Raw genomic sequence first — 17,807 nt, 5'->3', positions numbered from 1 at the left:
AACGCAGGATCCTCATGGGAAGGCGCGGCTGGTTGCTGCGCCTTTTTTTGTTTGGCTGAAAACGGCAGATGTTTTTTCACTTGATAGATTTTGCGTGACAACGGACGGATAAGGGAAAAGAACCCCAAAGATGCTTATACGGTTATATCGGCAAAAGCTGGTGCAGGATCTGCCGCGCTGGCATCAAAACGGGTGGGTGAGCGCAGAGGGTTTGCGCGCCATTGAAGTGGAAATGGATGATAGGGTATCCAAGTCTCACCTGTTGCCCTTGGTGGTCATTGGTGTGGGCGGGATTGCACTCGCACTCGCGGTTGTTGCGTTTATTGCGGCAAATTGGGGAGTGATTCCGCGGCCGACCAAACTCATTGGTGTGTTGGCCCTCGTACTTGTAGGCGTTGGCGGCATGTTTTTTTGCGAACGCCGAGGCTGGGGCCTGCTGGCAGATTTGATGGGACTGGTCACAGCCCTCGTCTTTTTTAGCGCGTTGGCGCTTGTTGGACAAATATACAACCTGCCACGAGACTGGCAGGGTGGCTTGGGTCTGTCTCTGCTCGGGGCGCTGGGCATTGCTGTTCTGGGGCGAAGCCGCGCGGCGATGCTGGCCGCTCTTGTCATCTTGCTCTGGCTTTTGGTTGATGCGATGCCGACGGGCTGGGTTCTTTGGGCAGCCCTTGCCACACTACCAATTTCCCTTTGGCAGATAATCGTACGGCCCAACCTGTTGGGGCGATGGCTGTTCATCGTCACTGGTTTGGCGTTTTTTGTGCGCGGATTGACTGAGCTAAAGGGGGCCAATGAAGGGTTCTTTTTGCTTGAAAGCTTTGGTTTTATCGGTGTTGTTCTGCTTTTGGGCGGGAACTTGCTTCAGGTGCTCGGCGTTCGGGTGAGGCATATGAGTTGGGGCGTGATTGGTTTTGGCCAGACAGCGCAAAGCGCCGGTCTCATTCTTTTGGGCTTTCTCACCTATGTGCGCATGGTGGCGCCTGGTGAAGCCTTCCTGGATACACCAAGTTATCTGAGGGCTGGCATTGCGGGTTATTTGGCTGAGTATTGGGGTGCGCTCATTTCAACCCCGATGATGACAATTGCGTTCGTAGCTGCAGTTGGTGTTGTGCTGGTTGCCATTGTGGATTGGCTGGGGCAGCGCCGTGTGAGCGGGTTTCATCTGGCGATCAGTTGCATCTCCTTGGCAGGTGTCTGGCTTGCCGCTGTGCCAAATGCCGAGATACTCACGGCGGTCGCCGCGCTTGGCGTGGCTCTCTTGATCCTTTTGGTAGGTGTTCACGAAGAACGAACTGGTTGGCTGTTGCTTGGCATAGCAGCGTTGAGCGGGAATTCGCTATGGCTGCTTTACGAGACCATTGGCAGCCTTCTTGGGCAGTCTTTGTTCTTCCTGGTGTGCGGCGTGGTTCTTATCGCCGTTGGCTTGATCACGGCGCGCGCGTTGCGGCGCAAGAAAGCAAGACTTGCGGCAGCAAGGGAGGTCCAGTCATGAACACCGAGAGATTTAAGAGAATGATCCGATTTGGAGCTTTGGGCCTCATACTCGTTGCGTTGATTATGACACCGTTGATTGATCGGTTGAGTGTTCATATGGCAGGTGAGCCTGTCCGTCTGGCCCTGCGTCCCGTAGACCCTCGCGATCTGTTCAGAGGGGACTATGTGATCTTGAACCTGGCCATCACCACGATCCGCCCTGATGATTTGACAGGGTCATGGCCGGAAGGCCTCAAAGTCGGGGATCCAGTCTGGGTGCAACTGTCCAAGTCAGAAGATGGACTAGTTGCCAAGCCGGTGTTGATTGCAGCAAATCCACCCGGTGAGGATGGCGAACTCTGGATCCAAGGCACGGTAGACCGCGTTCGTGGGACTGATAGCGGTGCCCCATCTTTACAACTTTCATATGGTCTTGATGCCTTTTTTGTGCCGGAGGGTGAGGGGCTGGCTATCGAAACGCTTGATCCCGAGGAACTTGCCCTCATCATTCTTGTTGATCCGCGGGGTAAATCATTACCGTACAGATTGGTGAAGGGCGACGAGGTCCTGCTGGAAGATGCTGGTTTGTGATCGTTCTTGCTGGCGGGGACACATCATAAAACTGCGTTGATTTGAAGCGTCGACTTATGTGAAAGTCCTATTTAGCGTTGCAAACCAATTATGAAACTCGGAAAACACCTTGTCCGAGATGTGAAGTTACAGAGGGTTTCTCATGAAGAACAATGCCAAGGTCATTGAACGTCTCAACACAGCCCTGAAGATGGAACTTGGGGCGATCAACCAGTACCTGGTGCATGGCAAGTTGCTGGAGGATTGGGGTGTGACCAAGCTGGCTGCCAAGGAAATGGAAGAGTCGGTGGAAGAACGTGGCCACGCCGAACGCTTCATCGAACGTATTCTGTTTCTCGGTGGCCAACCTAACCTTCAAGAGGTTGGCAAGTTGCATGTTGGCACATCGGTTCGTGAAGTGCTGGAAGGCGATTTGGCGGGCGAACAGGAAGCTGTTGCGTATTATGCTGAGTCCCGTGAAATCTGCGAAGCGGAAGGCGACTATGTTTCCATGCGCTTGTTCGAAGAAGTGCTTGCGGACGAAGAAGGCCACTGCGATTTTCTGGAAACACAACTCGAGCTTATGGATAAGCTTGGGGCGGAGGCCTACACCCACGTGAACTCTGGATCTGCGGATCAAGCCGAATAAACTACGCACTATCAGTTGACTGCAAACTTGGCGCCATCTCTGGCGCCTTTTTTGTTTCCTTTGCCTCGCTAACTGTGCTCTCGCCGCAACGTCAGCGGCTGTTGAACCAACGGATTACTAGCTGTTTCCACGTACATCGTGCTAAGACCACTGTGATATTTTTGGGAGCTGGGTGGATCCATGAAAGAAGTACTTGCGGAACTTCAAAAACGCCGCGGCGAGGCTGCCATGGGAGGTGGACAGCGGCGCATCGAGGCCCAACACGCGCGCGGAAAGCTTACTGCGCGCGAACGCATCGAAGTGCTGCTCGACGAGGGCTCATTCGAAGAATACGACATGTTCGTTCAGCATCGCTGTACCGACTTTGGCATGGATGAGATGCACTATCCCGGTGACGGAGTCGTCATTGGATGTGGCACGATCAACGGGCGCACAGTCTACGTGTTCTCGAAGGACTTTACGGTTTTTGGCGGATCGTTGTCCGAAACCCACGCCAAGAAGATCATGAAAATTCAAGATATGGCGCTCCAGAACAGAGCGCCGATCATTGGGATTTTCGATGCCGGTGGTGCCCGCATTCAAGAGGGCGTTGCAGCGCTGGGTGGTTATGGTGAGGTGTTCTGGCGCAATACACAGGCCTCAGGGGTCATTCCGCAGATCTCGGTAATTATGGGGCCGTGCGCCGGGGGCGATGTTTACAGTCCGGCGATGACGGATTTCATTTTCATGGTGCGCGACACGTCCTACATGTTCGTTACGGGGCCGGACGTTGTCAAAACAGTAACCAATGAGACCGTGACCGCGGAACAATTGGGCGGCGCGTCCATTCACACCACTAAGTCTTCCATTGCGGATGGCGCATATGACAATGATGTTGAAGCGTTGCTGCAAGTGAGGCGGGTGGTCGATTTTTTGCCCATGAACAATCAAGCGCCATTGCCTGAACTGGATGTCTATGATGACCCGGCTCGCCTGGACATGAGTTTGGACAGCTTGGTGCCTGATAATCCCAACAAGCCCTATGACATGAAGGAACTCATCGCCAAAACCGTGGATGAGGGGGATTTCTTCGAGATTCAGGAAAGCTTTGCCAAAAACATTGTTGTTGGTTTTGGTCGTGTTGAGGGCCGGACAGTTGGCATTATCGGCAATCAGCCCATGGTTCTGGCGGGTGTTCTGGATAGTGATGCCAGCCGTAAGGCCGCACGTTTTGTGCGTTTCTGTGATTGTTTCGGCATTCCGATTGTCACGTTCGTTGACGTGCCGGGTTTCCTGCCGGGCACGGCGCAAGAATACGGGGGGTTGATCAAGCATGGAGCCAAGCTCCTGTTTGCTTATGGCGAAGCAACGGTACCCAAGATAACGGTGATTACCCGCAAGGCCTATGGCGGTGCTTATGATGTGATGAGCTCCAAACATGTGCGCGGAGATATCAATTACGCGTGGCCTTCGGCTGAAATCGCGGTGATGGGTGCCAAGGGAGCGGTGGAGATCCTTTATCGCTCAGAGCTTGGGGACACGCAGAAGATTGCCGCGCGAACCAAAGACTATGAAGATCGCTTTGCCAATCCGTTCGTTGCTGCGGAGCGCGGTTACATTGATGAAGTGATCATGCCCCATGCGACGCGCATGCGCATCTCTCGGGCTCTGGCCATGCTGCGCCACAAGCAACAGGAAACCCCGTGGCGTAAACACGACAACATCCCTCTTTAGCGCATCGACAAAGTCGCGAAACGTTATTGTCGCGGCTTTGTCCTAGTCATCAAAAATGCTGAAGTTGTAGGGACGCACACAGCGATAGCCGATACGGCATTGAGGGTTGTCCTTGGTCGGCACCCAAGCGGATTTCAGGGCTTCATCAAACTGGCAGAAACGGCGGTCTCGAACGTAACGGTCGAACAGGCGGTCACCCGTTGTAAAAACCACGGCCCCTTGCTGGTTAAGCATGGCCCGGGCTTGCTGGCATGTCATCGTTCTTGTGTCGGGCCGTGCCCATGCTGGTGTGGCAAGAAATGAAGCCACCAGTGTGATACTGCACAGGCCGAGGATGTGAGCTTTTGCCATTTCCTTTTCTCCAGATCAGCCACAAGGGTTTCCTGAATGCGCCACTGATGAAAAAGCGCGGCTAGTCCCTCGTTGGTTTCAACGGTAGGGCACTTGCACGGGTTTGTCCGCATTCTCTGGCCAGGGTTTTGAACACAACGTCGTGAAGACTAGTGCCTTGTGAGTTCCTAGCGGCTCAAGAGGTTGGAAGCCCTGCCGCCGTTTACTTTCAATCGCTGGTCAACTGACGCATGCCGGTTAACTTTGCCGGAGAGGGCATATCAACCCGGTCTCTTGTGATCTCCACGCTGAAATGGCCGGAATGCACTGGCACTGGTGCGCTGGGCTTGCGCAGCCGCACTCGAATGCGTTGGATTTTGGTGTCTTGCTGAAAGACGGCCTCACAAATTGCGGCAGCGAGCCGTTCAATGAGATGAAAACGGGTCTTGGTTACCACTTCTTCGACGGTCTTGGCCAATGTGCCGTAGCAAATCGTGTCCTCATAACGGTCACTGATACAGGCTTCGCCAAGGTCGGCCCAGCAGGTGAGGTCCACAATGAAACGCTGGCCCAGTTTCGCCTCTTCTTCATACAGACCGTGAAAGCCAAAGAACGAGAGGTCTTCAAGATGAATCGCGTCCATGGGGTGTCCTATACAGTTGTGGGTCGCTGATCTACGGTCGGTTTCCCTTCATGGTATGCCCGGAACAGGGGCGCTGAACAGGGCAAAGGCGCGCTGTTGAGGAAAAACAAGAGGATAACGTAAGGTATCTCCACCCTTTTGCGAGGTTGCGCTTAGGTAGATCCCCGCATACAACCCAGTGAATAGTTTAGGGCTGGGAGAGGAGTCCTAGGGGGGAATGCGTTCAATGTTTAAAAAAATTCTCATCGCAAATCGGGGCGAAATCGCAGTTCGGGTCATACGGTCCGCCAAAGCGATGGGTATCAAAACGGTTGCGGTATACTCCGAGGCCGACAAGGATTCCCTTCACGTTGAACTGGCAGACGAGGCCGTTCACATCGGTCCTGAGGCTGCCTCGGAATCGTATCTGGTGATCGAGAAAATCATTGAGGCCTGTCAGCAAACCGGGGCTGAAGCTGTTCATCCCGGATACGGGTTCCTGTCGGAACGGCCGGCTTTTTCTCACGCCCTCAAGGAGGCGGGGATTACGTTCATCGGGCCAAATCCTCAGGCCATCGAGGCGATGGGTGACAAGATCACCTCGAAGAAGTTTGCTGCCGAAGCCGGGGTCTCAACGGTGCCGGGATACATGGGCTTGATAGAGACACCAGAGGAAGCGGTGCGTATTTCCCAAGACATCGGCTTTCCGGTCATGATCAAGGCTTCCGCTGGCGGTGGTGGCAAGGGCATGCGTATCGCATGGACGGCCGAAGAAGCGGCCGATGGGTTCTCCCGTGCGCGCTCTGAGGCTGCCAGCTCGTTTGGTGATGATCGCATTTTCATTGAAAAATTCATTGAAAACCCTCGCCATATCGAGATTCAGGTGCTTGGCGACAAACATGGCAACGTCATTTACTTGGGGGAGCGGGAGTGCTCCATTCAGCGCCGAAACCAGAAAGTAATCGAAGAAGCACCATCACCACTTCTGGATGAAGAAACCCGTCGCAAGATGGGCGAACAGGCCGTTGCGCTGGCCCAGGCGGTGGACTACGACAGCGCCGGCACAGTCGAGTTTGTCGCTGGACAGGACAAAAGTTTCTTCTTTCTTGAAATGAATACCCGGCTGCAGGTTGAGCACCCGGTTACTGAGTTGGTCACGGGCGTTGACCTTGTTGAGCAGATGATCCGTGTGGCGGCGGGAGAACAGCTGCAACTTGCCCAAAAAGATGTTGCGCTTAAGGGGTGGGCGGTTGAGAGCCGTATCTATGCCGAAGACCCTTTCCGGAACTTTTTGCCTTCCATAGGTCGGCTAACCCGATATCGCCCTCCACAAGAAGGCACGTATGGGGCTGTCACCATCCGCAATGACACAGGGGTGGTCGAAGGCTCTGAAATCTCGATGTTTTACGACCCCATGATTGCGAAACTGGTTACTCACGCGCCCACGCGCGAGATCGCCATTGACGCCATGAGCAAGGCTTTGGACGAGTTTTTGGTCGACGGCATTCAACACAACGTGCCGTTTTTGGCAGCTTTGATGAAGCACGACCGGTGGCGTTCTGGCGCCCTTTCCACGAGCTTTATTAATGACGAGTTTCCGGAGGGCTTTGCGCCGGTCAAGCCTGATGAGGCGGCCCAAGCGGTCATGGCGTCAGTGGCGTTGTCGATGCATTTGATCGAACGCGAAAGGCTGGACCATCTTCCGGGGCGTTTACGTCCGCACTCAGGGATTACTCGCCCCCATTGGGTCGTGCGGATCGACAAGGAACTCATTCCGGTCGAACTCGCCAATGGGATGCCAACGACGCCCATCGACATGGATATTCGTGTGGGGGAGGTGACTGAGTTGGTCGCGGTGCGGTCCGACTGGGTGCCCGGCGACCTCGTCTGGCGGGGAACCTATGCAGACGAGACGATCTCTGTTCAGGTTCGGCGTATCCTCAACGGCTATCGCCTGGACTGGTCAGGGTACTCATGCGAGGTTGTGGTGCTTCCACCACGTCTTGCAGAACTGGACAAGTTGATGCCCGAGAAGCTGCAACCAGATACATCAAAAATGTTGCTTTGTCCCATGCCGGGACTGGTGGTTTCCATTGATGTGGTTGCGGGACAAGAGGTGAAGGTGGGTGAACAACTGGCCGTGGTAGAAGCCATGAAGATGGAAAACGTGCTTCGCGCCGAACGTGATTGTGTGGTAAGTGCCATCAAGGCCGCGCCGGGCGACAGTCTGGCCGTGGATGCGGTGATAATGGAATTCGAATAGACAGGGTGCGGGCGGCACCCTGCATGAGGGCGCTGTGCATACCTATCTTTTTGATCTTGATGGCACGCTGACGGAGCCATTCGTCGGCATTACCAAAAGCATTCAATATGCGCTTGAGGGGCTGGGCTATGATGTGCCGGCAGCAGATGACCTGCGTTTTGCAATTGGGCCTCCCTTGGAAGACAGTTTTTCGTTGCTTATGAAAACGCAGGATCCTGCCTTGCTGGCCGAGGCTGTGCGTCTTTATCGTGAACGATATCGGGTCGAAGGGCTCTATGAAAACTATCTTTACGACGGTATTCCGGCGGTGCTTGAGCAATTGAAAAATACCGGCGCGCAACTTTTTGTGTGTACGTCCAAGCTCAGGCCGGTTGCCGAAATCGTGATCGAGCATTTTGGTTTGAGCGGTTTTTTCTCCAAGGTGTACGGCGCCGAAGCCGATGGAACGTTCAACAACAAGGTTGACCTGCTCGCTCATCTGGTCAAGCAGGAAGGCCTAAGGGTTTCCGATGTCGTGATGATTGGCGATCGAATGTATGACATGAACGCAGCGCGTCAGAACGGCGCTACTGGGGTTGGTGTTCTGTGGGGGCATGGTTCCCAAGAAGAACTGATTGCCCATGGGGCACTTGCTGTGGTTCAGACACCTGATGAACTGGCTGCAAAGCTGGCTGAATTGATGCAGGAAGCTGCCTAAGCCTGATGTGACGCAACGCTGTAGCGTATGGCTGGAGGAACAATATGGCACTTTACTTTGCATATGGTCAGCTTATGAACCCGGACGGCATGGAGAAGCGCTGCCCTGGCGGAAAAGCGATCGGTCCGGCATTCATGGAGGGCTATCGGTTCATCGTTACCAGCGAAGGGACAACCTCAATGGTGCAGGCGCCCGGTTCGCGTGTTCATGGCGTGTTATGGGATGTGCGCATTGGCCACGTGGCCACAATTGATGGGGCTGAAGCGCTGTTTCGCAAAGCACAGCACAAGGTTTTCCTGCCAGTTCGAAGCGGTCCGGTGACCCGAAACGCTTTGGTCTACTTCAGTCAGACGGCCCGCACTGGGTCACCGCATGCCAAGATATGGCATGACGTGATGGTAGGCGCCACGCATTGGGGCTTTCCAAAAACCTACATTGAGGAACTCAAGGGGTGGGAAAGTCGGCGTCAATAGCTTTCAGTGATACTAAAAAACAGCTCGCACTCCTCGAAACCTGCTGGTAAAACTGTGCTTAAGGTTGCCCCGCTCTGACGGGGCAACTGATTCTCAGGGCGGGGTGAAAGTCCCCACCGGTGGTAATGGGTCGCGGCTCTAGTCCACGAGCGCTGTCGTGCAAGCGGCAGGTCAGCAGATCCGGTGCGATTCCGGAACCGACGGTCATAGTCCGGATGAAAGAGAAAAACCTGTCTTGGTTGTTCCTTGAAGGAGAGCCGAGGAAGGACTCGTCCTGATTCAATTTTGAATGTCTTTTGACAAATTGGATCAGTGATCATGCAGTTTGAATTCATTGCTGGCGACGAGCCAGATCTGTGGAGTTGGTACAAATGACTGACGCCACAATTGTTTCCAATAGCAAGGCTGCTCTTACCGGTGCGTTCTGGATGGTGTTTGCCGGTGTTGGTTTTGCGCTTTCGAATGTTTCCATTCAGTACCTCACCATGACGTTGGGCCTGGCGTCGCCAAGTGCCACGTTTTGGCAGTATTTCGTTTCTCTCGTGGCCATGGCGCCAGTCGTTTGGCGGATCGGGTTCTCCGGGTTGAAAACCAGACGGCTCGGCCTGCACATCCTTCGCGTCGGACTGGCCGCGCTGGGCGTGCAATTATGGGTTGCTGCTCTGGCCTATCCCGTGCCGATATGGCAAGCGATTGCTCTTTTAATGACCTCGCCCTTTTTTGTGACGATCGGGGCCGCATTGGTGCTTGGTGAGCGTGTCACCTCCAGACGATGGGGAGCAACGCTTCTTGGCTTCATAGGCGGGATGATCATTCTGGCACCTTGGTCGGAGGCATTTGTTTGGGGCGCCTTGTTGCCGGTTGCAGCTGCCGTGTTGTGGGGCAGCTCAATCCTGTGCATGAAAAAGCTGGAAGAGGAAGAAAGCCCGCAATCGGTCACGCTGTATCTCTTGTTGTTCTTGTCGCCTATCAACCTTCTGTTGGCTCTGGGTGCTGGATTTGAGCTGCCGGGTACGGCCATGGCGTGGTGGCTCGTTATTGCCGCAGGTCTGCTCGGTGCTGTAGCCAATAGCACCTTGGCGATGGCCTATGCACGCACCGATGCTGCGTACTTGCAGCCGTTCGATCACCTGAAGCTGCCTTTGAATGTACTTTGCGGATTCATCGTTTTCGGATGGGTGCCGCCGGGCAACCTGTGGCTCGGCGCTGCTCTGATCATTGGCGCATCACTGTTCATTGTTCAGGCTGAACGCAAGACCGGCTGACTGTTGATCCGGCTGTCCCGGTATGGCTAGACTTGACCGGGACAGTTTTGTGATCTGCTGAGCGAAATGAACAGAGGAGGCCTGCTCATGACCAGTGTACGTGTGATGATTTCCGGCCGGGTACAGGGTGTCGGTTACCGCCATTGGTTTCAGCAGACAGCAAATAGCCTGCGTGTTTCCGGGTGGGTGCGAAATCTTTCCGACGGCCGGGTAGAGGCAGAGGTCTCGGGAGAAGAGGATCGTGTCGATGCACTGTTGGACGTAGCCAAGGACGGTCCCGCCTTCGCCTCTGTAACGGCGATTGAGCGGGTAGGGCCGGCCCCTGTCCATGAGGGGCCGTTCAAGGTCGCGTTTTAGGCTGTCTCTTCTGAGTTGTAGGGCTTTGCCAATCCGGTTGAGCCCACGCGTTCGACGGGGCCAAAAAGGCGTTCGAATTGGCTCTGTAAAACGCTGTCATTTTCTTCCATGGTAACGGGCAAACCCAAATCCACCAGACTGGTAACGCCGTGCTTCTGGATGCCACAGGGCACGATGCCGGAAAAGTGGTCCAGGGTCGGGTCAACATTGAAGCTGATACCGTGAAAAGTGATCCATTTGCGCAAGCGGATGCCAATGGCAGCGATTTTGTCCTCCACATCCGCTCCCTTGTCGGGGCGTCGAACCCACACACCCACACGGTCTTCGCGGCGCTCGCCGCGAACATGATAGTCCCATAGAGAGGAAATGATCCACTCTTCCAGTGCGGCTACGTAGGCTCTTACATCTTGAGTTCGGCGCTTGAGGTCCAGCATGACGTAGGCAACCCGTTGTCCCGGGCCATGGTAAGTGTATTGTCCGCCGCGCCCCGTTTCATAGACGGGGAAACGATCAGCCATGAGCAGGTCTTTAGGATCTGCAGATGTACCAGCGGTGTAAAGGGGCGGGTGTTCCAAAAGCCAGACCCGTTCGCGGGCTTCACCACGGGCAATGGCAGCTACGCGGGCTTCCATCTCGGCAATTGCATCTTCATAGGCCACGAGGCCGTCATCGATCGCCCACTCAACCGGTGGGGTATCGGGGCTTGGGTGAAAGTCAGTTGTAAGGGTTTGCCGGTCTGCCATGGTGCCCACTTGTTTTGTCAGTTCTGGAACACGTTGATTCCCACGTGGCGGTACCCGCAAAAATCCATTAGTGTGCGGGCATCGTGCATGAAGGATGCGCGGCTCCTATTTAGGCTTGGATTACACGAATGACCACCTTTGATAAGATCGCAGTGGATATCTCCGTCGTGCTGGGTCGGTCGGAAATGCCGGTTCATCAGCTTCTGCGCATGGGGCGCGGAGCCGTGATCGAGTTGAATGCGACCGAGGAAGATGAGGTTGAGATCCTCGCTAACAAGATGCCTGTGGCCAAGGGACAGGTTACTCTGGTGGGTGACAAGGTTGGCATCAAGATCACCAAGATATTGAAAAGACCGCCGGAAGTACGCCCCGCTCGGACCGACGATCGGATTTGATCGTTAGCTGTCGCTCACTCTGGTGGAAAACTCTCGTTGGTTCAGCGGGCAAACACATAAAAAGCGGGCTTGTTGTGAATATCTTGTGACGAAGCCCTTGCGCGGTACATAGCAGTTGGCTATACACCGCTCACCGACGGCGAGGGCAGCACCGCTGACCTGCCGAGCCACAGTTTAGCGGCCGTGGCGGAATTGGTAGACGCGCAGCGTTGAGGTCGCTGTGGGGTAAAACCCGTGGAAGTTCGAGTCTTCTCGGCCGCACCAAAATCCCCGAGCTCTGACAAGAGCCGGGGATTTTTGCTTTTCAAACTCCATAATTATACAGGCTGCGGTTCGTTTTGCCGCCCTTCTTCGCTTAAACTGTTGATCTTTATTGCCAGTCATTCGACTGTGCAGAGGTTGTGTTCAGTTTGGAATATGGTTGTTTTGCCGTACCTTGCTGAGTGCTGGATCCGTTACCCCTAACTGCTGTCAGACCGGTTTGCCGGTGTCAGGAGGTCCCTTGGTCGAAAACACGATGAAAGAGACAGATGCGGCGGCTCCAACAGATTTGGCGGTACGAGACGAAAACGGGCATCTGAACGCTGACTGGATTCAGGCGGTTGAAACTGCCGTTAAGGCCAACGATGCCGAGCATGTGCAGGAACTTGCGGGCGATTTGCACGCTGCCGATTCCGGTGAACTGATCGAAACTCTGTCCCGCGAAGACAGAGTTGCGCTGGTTCAGCTGCTTGGCGAGGGGTTTGACTATACCGCTCTGACCGAAATGGACGAGCCGGTGCGTCTCCAGCTTCTGGAGGATTTGCCACCGGATGCCGTTGCGCAGGGTATCGGCGAACTGGAATCAGACGACGCCGTCTTCATTCTTGAGGATATGGAGCAGGCCGAGCAGGACATGATTCTTGCGGAGCTGCCGTCTGTTGAAAGCTCGCAGTTGCGCCGCGCTCTTGAGTATCCTGAGGATACCGCAGGCCGCCTTGTTCAGACGGACTTTATTGCATTACCTCCGTTCTGGACTGTGGGGCAGGTGATTGATTACCTGCGCAGCGCAACGGATCTGCCGGAACGGTTCTATGAGATTTATGTCGTTGATCCCGGTTTCCGACTGTTGGGTGCTGTGTCGCTGGACAAGCTCTTGGCGACAAAGCGCAGCAAGAAAATCTCCAAGATCATGGAGGAAACGCGGCATCTGGTGCGTGTCAACGAAGACCAGGAAGCGGTAGCGCGTAAATTCGAGCGGTACAACCTGGTCTCACTTGCTGTGACCGATGATGCGGATCGGCTGGTGGGTATCATCACCGTTGACGACATTGTGGACGTTATTCAGGAAGAAGCTGAAGAAGACATGATGGGTCTTGCTGGTGTCGGCGATGAGGAAATCTCTGACAGCGTTTTCGAAACCGCCCGTTCGCGTATCACTTGGCTTGTGGTGAACGTGTTTACGGCCCTACTGGCGGCGACCGTTATCTCGATGTTTGAAAACACCATTGATGTGATGGTCGCTCTTGCGGTCTTGATGCCAATCGTAGCCTCGATGGGGGGGAATTCGGGAACCCAAACCATGGCCGTGACCGTGCGGGCCATTGCGACTCAGGACTTGAATAAACGCAATTTATGGCGTGTCTTGCGCCGCGAGTTGTTGGTGGGCCTGATGAACGGTATTGGTCTGGGTATTCTGATCGGTATCATCGCCGCCACCTGGTTTGCCAATCCAGAACTGGGTGTGGTGATTGCCACTGCGGTATTGCTGAATACCGTGTGCTCGGCGTTGTTCGGTCTCTTGGTGCCCATGACATTGAACCGGCTGGGAGTGGACCCGGCATTGGCATCGTCCGTTTTTGTTACCATGATCACAGATGTTGTCGGCTTTTTCTCCTTCTTGTTCCTTGCAGCGTGGTGGTTTGGCCTGCCGTTTTAGGTTGGCCTACTGAAGGCCAACAGACATTCGGAAAACGGCGCTATAGGCTCTCTGATCACTATTTGAAGGGGGAGAGGAGTGTTTATGGCAGGGTTCGAGCCGAAGTTCGGTGGTTGGAAAGCACGCGTCGAGCAAAGTTTTACCGCGCAGCCCATGATGAGCCTGATCGGGGCCAGGCTGAGGTCAGTCGAGCCTGGTGTGGTACAGCTTCAGATGCCAAGAACTGATGGCGTGCTTCAACAGCATGGTTTTTTCCACGGGGGTGCCATTGCGACACTGGCTGATGTTGCTGCCGGATGGGCGGCGCTATCGTTGATGCCTGAGGACGTTGGGGTTCTGACGGTTGAGTTCAAGTTGAATTTTCTCAATCCCGGTCGAGGCTCTCTAATATGTGCGACCGGGCGAGTGCTGAAACCGGGCCGAACATTATGTGTCGTGCAGACGGATGTTGAATGCACGGAAGAGGGCGGTAAACTACCTGTTGCGACGGGGTTGTTCACGATGGCGTGCAAATCTGGCTTGCACCTTTAGGCAAGGCGACGCTTTCTGGGAGGATTATTGATGCCTATCAATCGGGACGGAGCTCTTCGAGACCTCGGTGTCATCCTCAGCCGTATCGAGGCGATCCTTGAACCGCAGGCCTATGTGTTTGCGGTGTTTCCGGGTGCCAAGCTGGCGGATGTGCTCGACTTTCAGCCTATTGGTACTTTCCAGGAAGGCGACCAGTTGACGGCCATTCTGTCCGTGGAGCATGCCGGCGTTGCAGGCGCGCCAACGGAACCGGCCTTTCGCCATATCCGTTTATCAGTCCATTCTTCTTTGGAGGCCGTTGGTTTGACGGCCGCCATTTCATCTAAGCTTGCGCAGCAGGGTATTCCGGCCAATGTTGTCGCCGGTTACTATCATGACCACGTGTTCGTGCCTGAAGAGATGGCCGATGAAGCTGTTGCTGCTATCAACTCCCTAAAGGCGGATGGCGGTGCCTGAACAAATCACCATGTACTAGTCTGAGGCCAGCGCGTATGTGCGCCGTGATCCTGCGCGTTCCTGTTCGAGCAAGTGCTCAAAATCATTGGCGCTAACGGCCGGCGAATACAAGAAACCTTGATACTCGTGACAGTTAATCGATCGGACCTGTGCCAGCTGATCAAGTGTCTCAATTCCCTCCGCGACGATCGAAAGGTTCATGAGGCGCCCCATTTGCGTGATCATCTGCATGATGGGCCAGCGCTTCTGATCACTGATGAAGGATCGATCAATCTTCAGCGCAGAGACGGGGTAGCGCTGCAAGTAGCCAAGATTAGAGTATCCCGTGCCAAAATCATCAATTTCAAGGTGGAAGTTGGCGTTGCGCAAAGTGTTCAGTTGGCGCAACGTCAGGGGGGCTTCCTTGAGCAGCAAGCTTTCCGTGATTTCGAATTTGATACGGGCGGGGTTTACGTTATGGCGCGCTGAGAGCGAAATCAGTCGTTCAGGTAGCTTTTCGCGCTTGAACTGGGCTGCTGACAGATTCACGGAAAGTGTCAAAGGGTAGCCCTCATCTTCCCACTTCCGCTGTTGGCACATGGCCTGTTCGGCCACCCAGTCGCCAATGGTTGTGATAAGTCCGGTCTCTTCTGCCACGTCGATGAAGGCACCAGCCGAGATCAGTCCGCGTGATGGATGGTGCCAGCGCAACAAGCTCTCCGCACCGGAAATGCGATTGGTCTTGACATCCAGACGGGGCTGATAATGAAGTTCGAACTCATCATTATCCAAGGCTTTACGAAGGGCATTCTCGACCTTCAAGCGTTCCTCGGCGTCTTCCGCCATGCGTGTATTGAAGAAGCAAAACTGGTCCCGGCCGAGATCCTTGGCGCGGTACATGGCAAGATCTGCTTTGCGCATCAGCGTGTCGAGATCTCTCCCGTGCTGTGGGTAGAGTGCAACGCCGACAGAGAGTGTGATCTGCAAGTTGTGACCGCGCACTTCATAGGGACGCGAAAGATCCGTGCGCAGATGCTCCGCAACCTCTTCCACGAGATCCTGATCTGGAAAGTTGGAGAGCAGTAGCACAAATTCGTCGCCGCCCAATCGTGCGACAAAGCCCAGATCACGGCCAATGGCATCCAGACGTTTGGCCACCTGCACCAACAGTTCGTCGCCTACCAAATGCCCCAGCGTGTCGTTGATGGTCTTGAACCGATCAAGATCAATGAACAGCATGGCACCAGTGGTCTCGTTCAGCTCGGATTCATCCAAAAGACGGTTGATTGCGATTTCCAGATGCGTGCGATTGGGCAATCCTGTCAGGGTGTCGTGGTGAGCGAGGTAGCGCACCTTGTGCTCGGCTTCCAATCGTTGGGTCACATCGATGGCGCTGACCAGAATTGTTCGTTCACCCGTTACCGGATCATGACCTCGTCTGGCTGTCACGTCGTGCCAGCGATGACCTTCGGCAGCTTTCATCAAGCAGACGAGGTTCGTTTGCAGACGTGTTTTCAGAGCTTCCCGAATGGCATTGTAATCTCTGTCGTTGCAAAACCGATCAGGCAGGTCTGCCGCACGCTTGGGCCTATGAAGTCGGCTCATCGGGTTTTCATAGATCAGCTCTCCATTTTCTTTGTACATCGAGATCATGGAGTTCGTGAAAAGCAGCGCCTGAGCAATTCGGAGCTGAGAAACGTCCGTCGTGGTAATCGAGGTAATCTGAACCAATAGCCCCAATCGTCCGTCCTGCATTGGCTGTTCGGCCATAACGCAAGTGATGCTGGTTGGCTGACCATCAATGACCACTGTCACCGACTCCCGGCGATCGGACGTGTCGGGATTGGCCAAAAGGTAGTTTCGCAATCGATGAATGTGCGCCGGATCTGAAAAGGGTGCAGGCAAAGGCAAACAAGAGTGATTCTCGAATGTATCGAGATCCTCCTTCATGAACTCCAGTCCACGAGGATTGGCCCAGACAATACAGATATTTTCCAGATCGAGCAGATACAGTGGCATCTCGATCTTGGACAGGATCGCCGCATCCCTCTCTGGTATCTTGCCATGGGGAATGCGCTTGCCGCCCTTCATCACTGATCCTTGAGGGGCCGCAGGTTGTTGGTTGTCGCTGCCTCGGGGGTGATCTGTCACGCTCTTGCCACTCTGGTCTTGGGATGCTCACAATCTATGCGGAAACGAATAAGTTTTTAGCTAAAACTGCTTAATACATTCATAGGGCAAGTTTCTTTGCAAATCGTTCATCGGTAAAACCTAGTTGTAGGTTAATTGTCCCCTAATGACAGGTTGTTTTCTCTTGTTGACGGTCTTCTTCATGCCGGTTTGGGGCAGGGGTTGTTGAAAGCCGGCACCCACTCCATATTTTCACAGGGACTAAGCGATGGATTCAGCGTTTGATGTTTGCGAGGTTTGTTTCCATCTTCTAAGAATACATTCAATAGACACGCCGCCTGTCGCGGCACATTGATTCAAGGGAGCAAGTCACTCGTATGACGGACTATTCCTCTCCGAAGCCTCATCACTTGGATGAAGAGAACGGCGACAAGACGAAATCCGAAAAGTCCATCCAGGTGGACAAGCATCTTTTTGATGCACGTACCGTCCTGATCACAGGCCAGATTACTCAGGAACTAGCGCAGGACGTATGTTCACGCTTGCTTGCTCTTGCTCAGGTATCCAATGACCCGATTACCGTGATCGTGTCGTCTCCGGGCGGGCACGTGGAATCCGGCGACATGATTCACGATACGATCCGATTCATAGGACCGGAAGTGCGTATTCTTGGCATGGGTTGGGTCGCCAGTGCTGGTGCATTGATCTACGTCTCGGTACCGAAAGAACGTCGCTTCTGTACGCCAAATACCCGGTTCTTGTTGCACCAACCGTCCGGCGGTGCCGGCGGCATGGCGACGGATATTGAGATTCAGGCCAAAGAGATCCTGCGCATGAGAGATCGTTTGAACAAGATCTTCTCGGAAGCCACAGGACAACCGATTGAACGTATCGAGAAAGACACGGATCGCGATTACTGGATGAGCCCAGATGAGGGTATCGAGTACGGCCTCGTTGGTAAGGTGGTCAATCACTCCAGCGAAGTCTCCTAGGGCAATCCATTTTTGATGTTTCATTAAAGCGGCCGTCGTTTTGCGGCCGCTTTTTTGTTGCCTGACTGCATCAGCACTCGATTGGGGGAGCGTGGAGCGATACTTTGCTCTTGTATCGGGTACGGCCTGGCACTAACTACCTGTAGCTGGCTAGCTATCTAGACCTAAGGTCAGTTTGCTGGTTTTGCCGATGGTGCCACAGGCGCTATGGTCTTGTCTTTGGGGCGCCCTGACATCAGCAAAACCAA

The 17,807-nt window shown here is 54.4% G+C and carries 18 protein-coding genes, 1 tRNA gene and 1 riboswitch; of the genes, 15 read left to right on the top strand and 4 right to left on the bottom strand.

All coding sequences use genetic code 11. The annotated features are described in order from the left end of the window. Positions 1–130 precede the first annotated feature (130 nt). From G512_RS0111860 to G512_RS0111845, 4 genes are all read left to right on the top strand, one after another. Positions 131–1,495: a DUF2157 domain-containing protein gene (locus G512_RS0111860; protein WP_028481904.1), complete on the top strand. Its 1,365-nt coding sequence runs from the start codon at positions 131–133 to the stop codon at positions 1,493–1,495. A gap of 20 nt (positions 1,496–1,515) precedes the next feature. Continuing rightward, a complete protein-coding gene (locus G512_RS0111855) occupies positions 1,516–2,067 on the top strand; it encodes a GDYXXLXY domain-containing protein (protein WP_051269272.1) in 552 nt (183 codons plus the stop codon). A gap of 142 nt (positions 2,068–2,209) precedes the next feature. Then, positions 2,210–2,695, top strand: coding sequence for a bacterioferritin (bfr, locus tag G512_RS0111850; protein ID WP_028481902.1), 486 nt, complete (start codon positions 2,210–2,212; stop codon positions 2,693–2,695). 180 nt (positions 2,696–2,875) lie between these two features. Beyond that, positions 2,876–4,408: an acyl-CoA carboxylase subunit beta gene (locus tag G512_RS0111845; RefSeq protein ID WP_028481901.1), complete on the top strand. Its 1,533-nt coding sequence runs from the start codon at positions 2,876–2,878 to the stop codon at positions 4,406–4,408. Between the two features lie 42 nt (positions 4,409–4,450). Here G512_RS0111845 and G512_RS20950 read toward each other — a convergent pair whose 3' ends face one another. Both G512_RS20950 and folB read right to left on the bottom strand, forming a co-directional pair. Then, entirely contained in the window at positions 4,451–4,759 is a 309-nt protein-coding gene (locus tag G512_RS20950; RefSeq protein ID WP_036489668.1) for a hypothetical protein, read from the bottom strand. Positions 4,760–4,967: 208 nt separating this feature from the next. Further along, complete coding sequence (gene folB / locus G512_RS20945) at positions 4,968–5,381, bottom strand: dihydroneopterin aldolase (protein ID WP_051269271.1); 414 nt, start codon at positions 5,379–5,381, stop codon at positions 4,968–4,970. 226 nt (positions 5,382–5,607) lie between these two features. Between folB and G512_RS0111830 the strand changes: the two genes are divergently transcribed. The 5 genes from G512_RS0111830 (at position 5,608) to G512_RS0111810 (ending at position 10,415) form a co-directional block, all read left to right on the top strand. Then, a complete protein-coding gene (locus G512_RS0111830) occupies positions 5,608–7,623 on the top strand; it encodes an acetyl-CoA carboxylase biotin carboxylase subunit (protein WP_028481900.1) in 2,016 nt (671 codons plus the stop codon). Positions 7,624–7,657: 34 nt separating this feature from the next. Beyond that, positions 7,658–8,320, top strand: coding sequence for an HAD hydrolase-like protein (locus tag G512_RS0111825; RefSeq protein ID WP_028481899.1), 663 nt, complete (start codon positions 7,658–7,660; stop codon positions 8,318–8,320). A 44-nt stretch (positions 8,321–8,364) separates the two neighbouring features. Next, positions 8,365–8,793: a gamma-glutamylcyclotransferase family protein gene (locus G512_RS0111820; RefSeq protein ID WP_028481898.1), complete on the top strand. Its 429-nt coding sequence runs from the start codon at positions 8,365–8,367 to the stop codon at positions 8,791–8,793. A gap of 85 nt (positions 8,794–8,878) precedes the next feature. Continuing rightward, positions 8,879–9,024, top strand: a riboswitch (FMN riboswitch). A gap of 140 nt (positions 9,025–9,164) precedes the next feature. Beyond that, positions 9,165–10,058: a DMT family transporter gene (locus G512_RS0111815; RefSeq protein WP_028481897.1), complete on the top strand. Its 894-nt coding sequence runs from the start codon at positions 9,165–9,167 to the stop codon at positions 10,056–10,058. Positions 10,059–10,145: 87 nt separating this feature from the next. Further along, complete coding sequence (locus G512_RS0111810) at positions 10,146–10,415, top strand: acylphosphatase (RefSeq protein ID WP_028481896.1); 270 nt, start codon at positions 10,146–10,148, stop codon at positions 10,413–10,415. Here the strand turns inward: G512_RS0111810 and lipB are convergent. Further along, the gene (gene lipB / locus G512_RS20940; RefSeq protein ID WP_036489666.1) at positions 10,412–11,158 is read right to left on the bottom strand and encodes a lipoyl(octanoyl) transferase LipB; all 747 of its coding nucleotides are present in this window, start codon (positions 11,156–11,158) and stop codon (positions 10,412–10,414) included. The genes G512_RS0111810 and lipB overlap by 4 nt on opposite strands. A gap of 128 nt (positions 11,159–11,286) precedes the next feature. On the opposite strand from lipB, the gene G512_RS0111800 reads away from it, so the two are divergent. The 5 genes from G512_RS0111800 to G512_RS0111780 all read left to right on the top strand — a co-directional run bounded on the left by G512_RS0111800 (position 11,287) and on the right by G512_RS0111780 (position 14,458). After that, positions 11,287–11,553, top strand: a complete 267-nt coding sequence (locus G512_RS0111800) for a FliM/FliN family flagellar motor switch protein (protein ID WP_028481895.1) — start codon at positions 11,287–11,289, stop codon at positions 11,551–11,553. A 177-nt stretch (positions 11,554–11,730) separates the two neighbouring features. Beyond that, a tRNA-Leu gene (locus tag G512_RS0111795) sits at positions 11,731–11,817 on the top strand. Positions 11,818–12,070: 253 nt separating this feature from the next. After that, positions 12,071–13,471, top strand: a complete 1,401-nt coding sequence (mgtE, locus tag G512_RS0111790) for a magnesium transporter (RefSeq protein ID WP_028481894.1) — start codon at positions 12,071–12,073, stop codon at positions 13,469–13,471. Positions 13,472–13,555: 84 nt separating this feature from the next. Further along, a complete protein-coding gene (locus tag G512_RS0111785; protein WP_028481893.1) occupies positions 13,556–14,002 on the top strand; it encodes a PaaI family thioesterase in 447 nt (148 codons plus the stop codon). Positions 14,003–14,032: 30 nt separating this feature from the next. Next, complete coding sequence (locus tag G512_RS0111780) at positions 14,033–14,458, top strand: ACT domain-containing protein (RefSeq protein WP_028481892.1); 426 nt, start codon at positions 14,033–14,035, stop codon at positions 14,456–14,458. Positions 14,459–14,473: 15 nt separating this feature from the next. On the opposite strand, the gene G512_RS20935 is transcribed toward G512_RS0111780, so the two are convergent. Next, positions 14,474–16,588, bottom strand: coding sequence for a putative bifunctional diguanylate cyclase/phosphodiesterase (locus G512_RS20935; RefSeq protein WP_143181439.1), 2,115 nt, complete (start codon positions 16,586–16,588; stop codon positions 14,474–14,476). 356 nt (positions 16,589–16,944) lie between these two features. Here G512_RS20935 and G512_RS0111770 point away from each other — a divergent pair, with 356 nt between their 5' ends. Further along, entirely contained in the window at positions 16,945–17,559 is a 615-nt protein-coding gene (locus tag G512_RS0111770; protein ID WP_028481891.1) for an ATP-dependent Clp protease proteolytic subunit, read from the top strand. Positions 17,560–17,807 lie beyond the last annotated feature (248 nt).

It is taken from the genome of Pseudovibrio exalbescens DSM 16456 (assembly GCF_000422785.1).
In the GTDB taxonomy this organism is placed as follows: Bacteria; Pseudomonadota; Alphaproteobacteria; order Rhizobiales; family Stappiaceae; genus Pseudovibrio; species Pseudovibrio exalbescens.
This window is presented reverse-complemented; position numbering and strand designations above follow the sequence as displayed.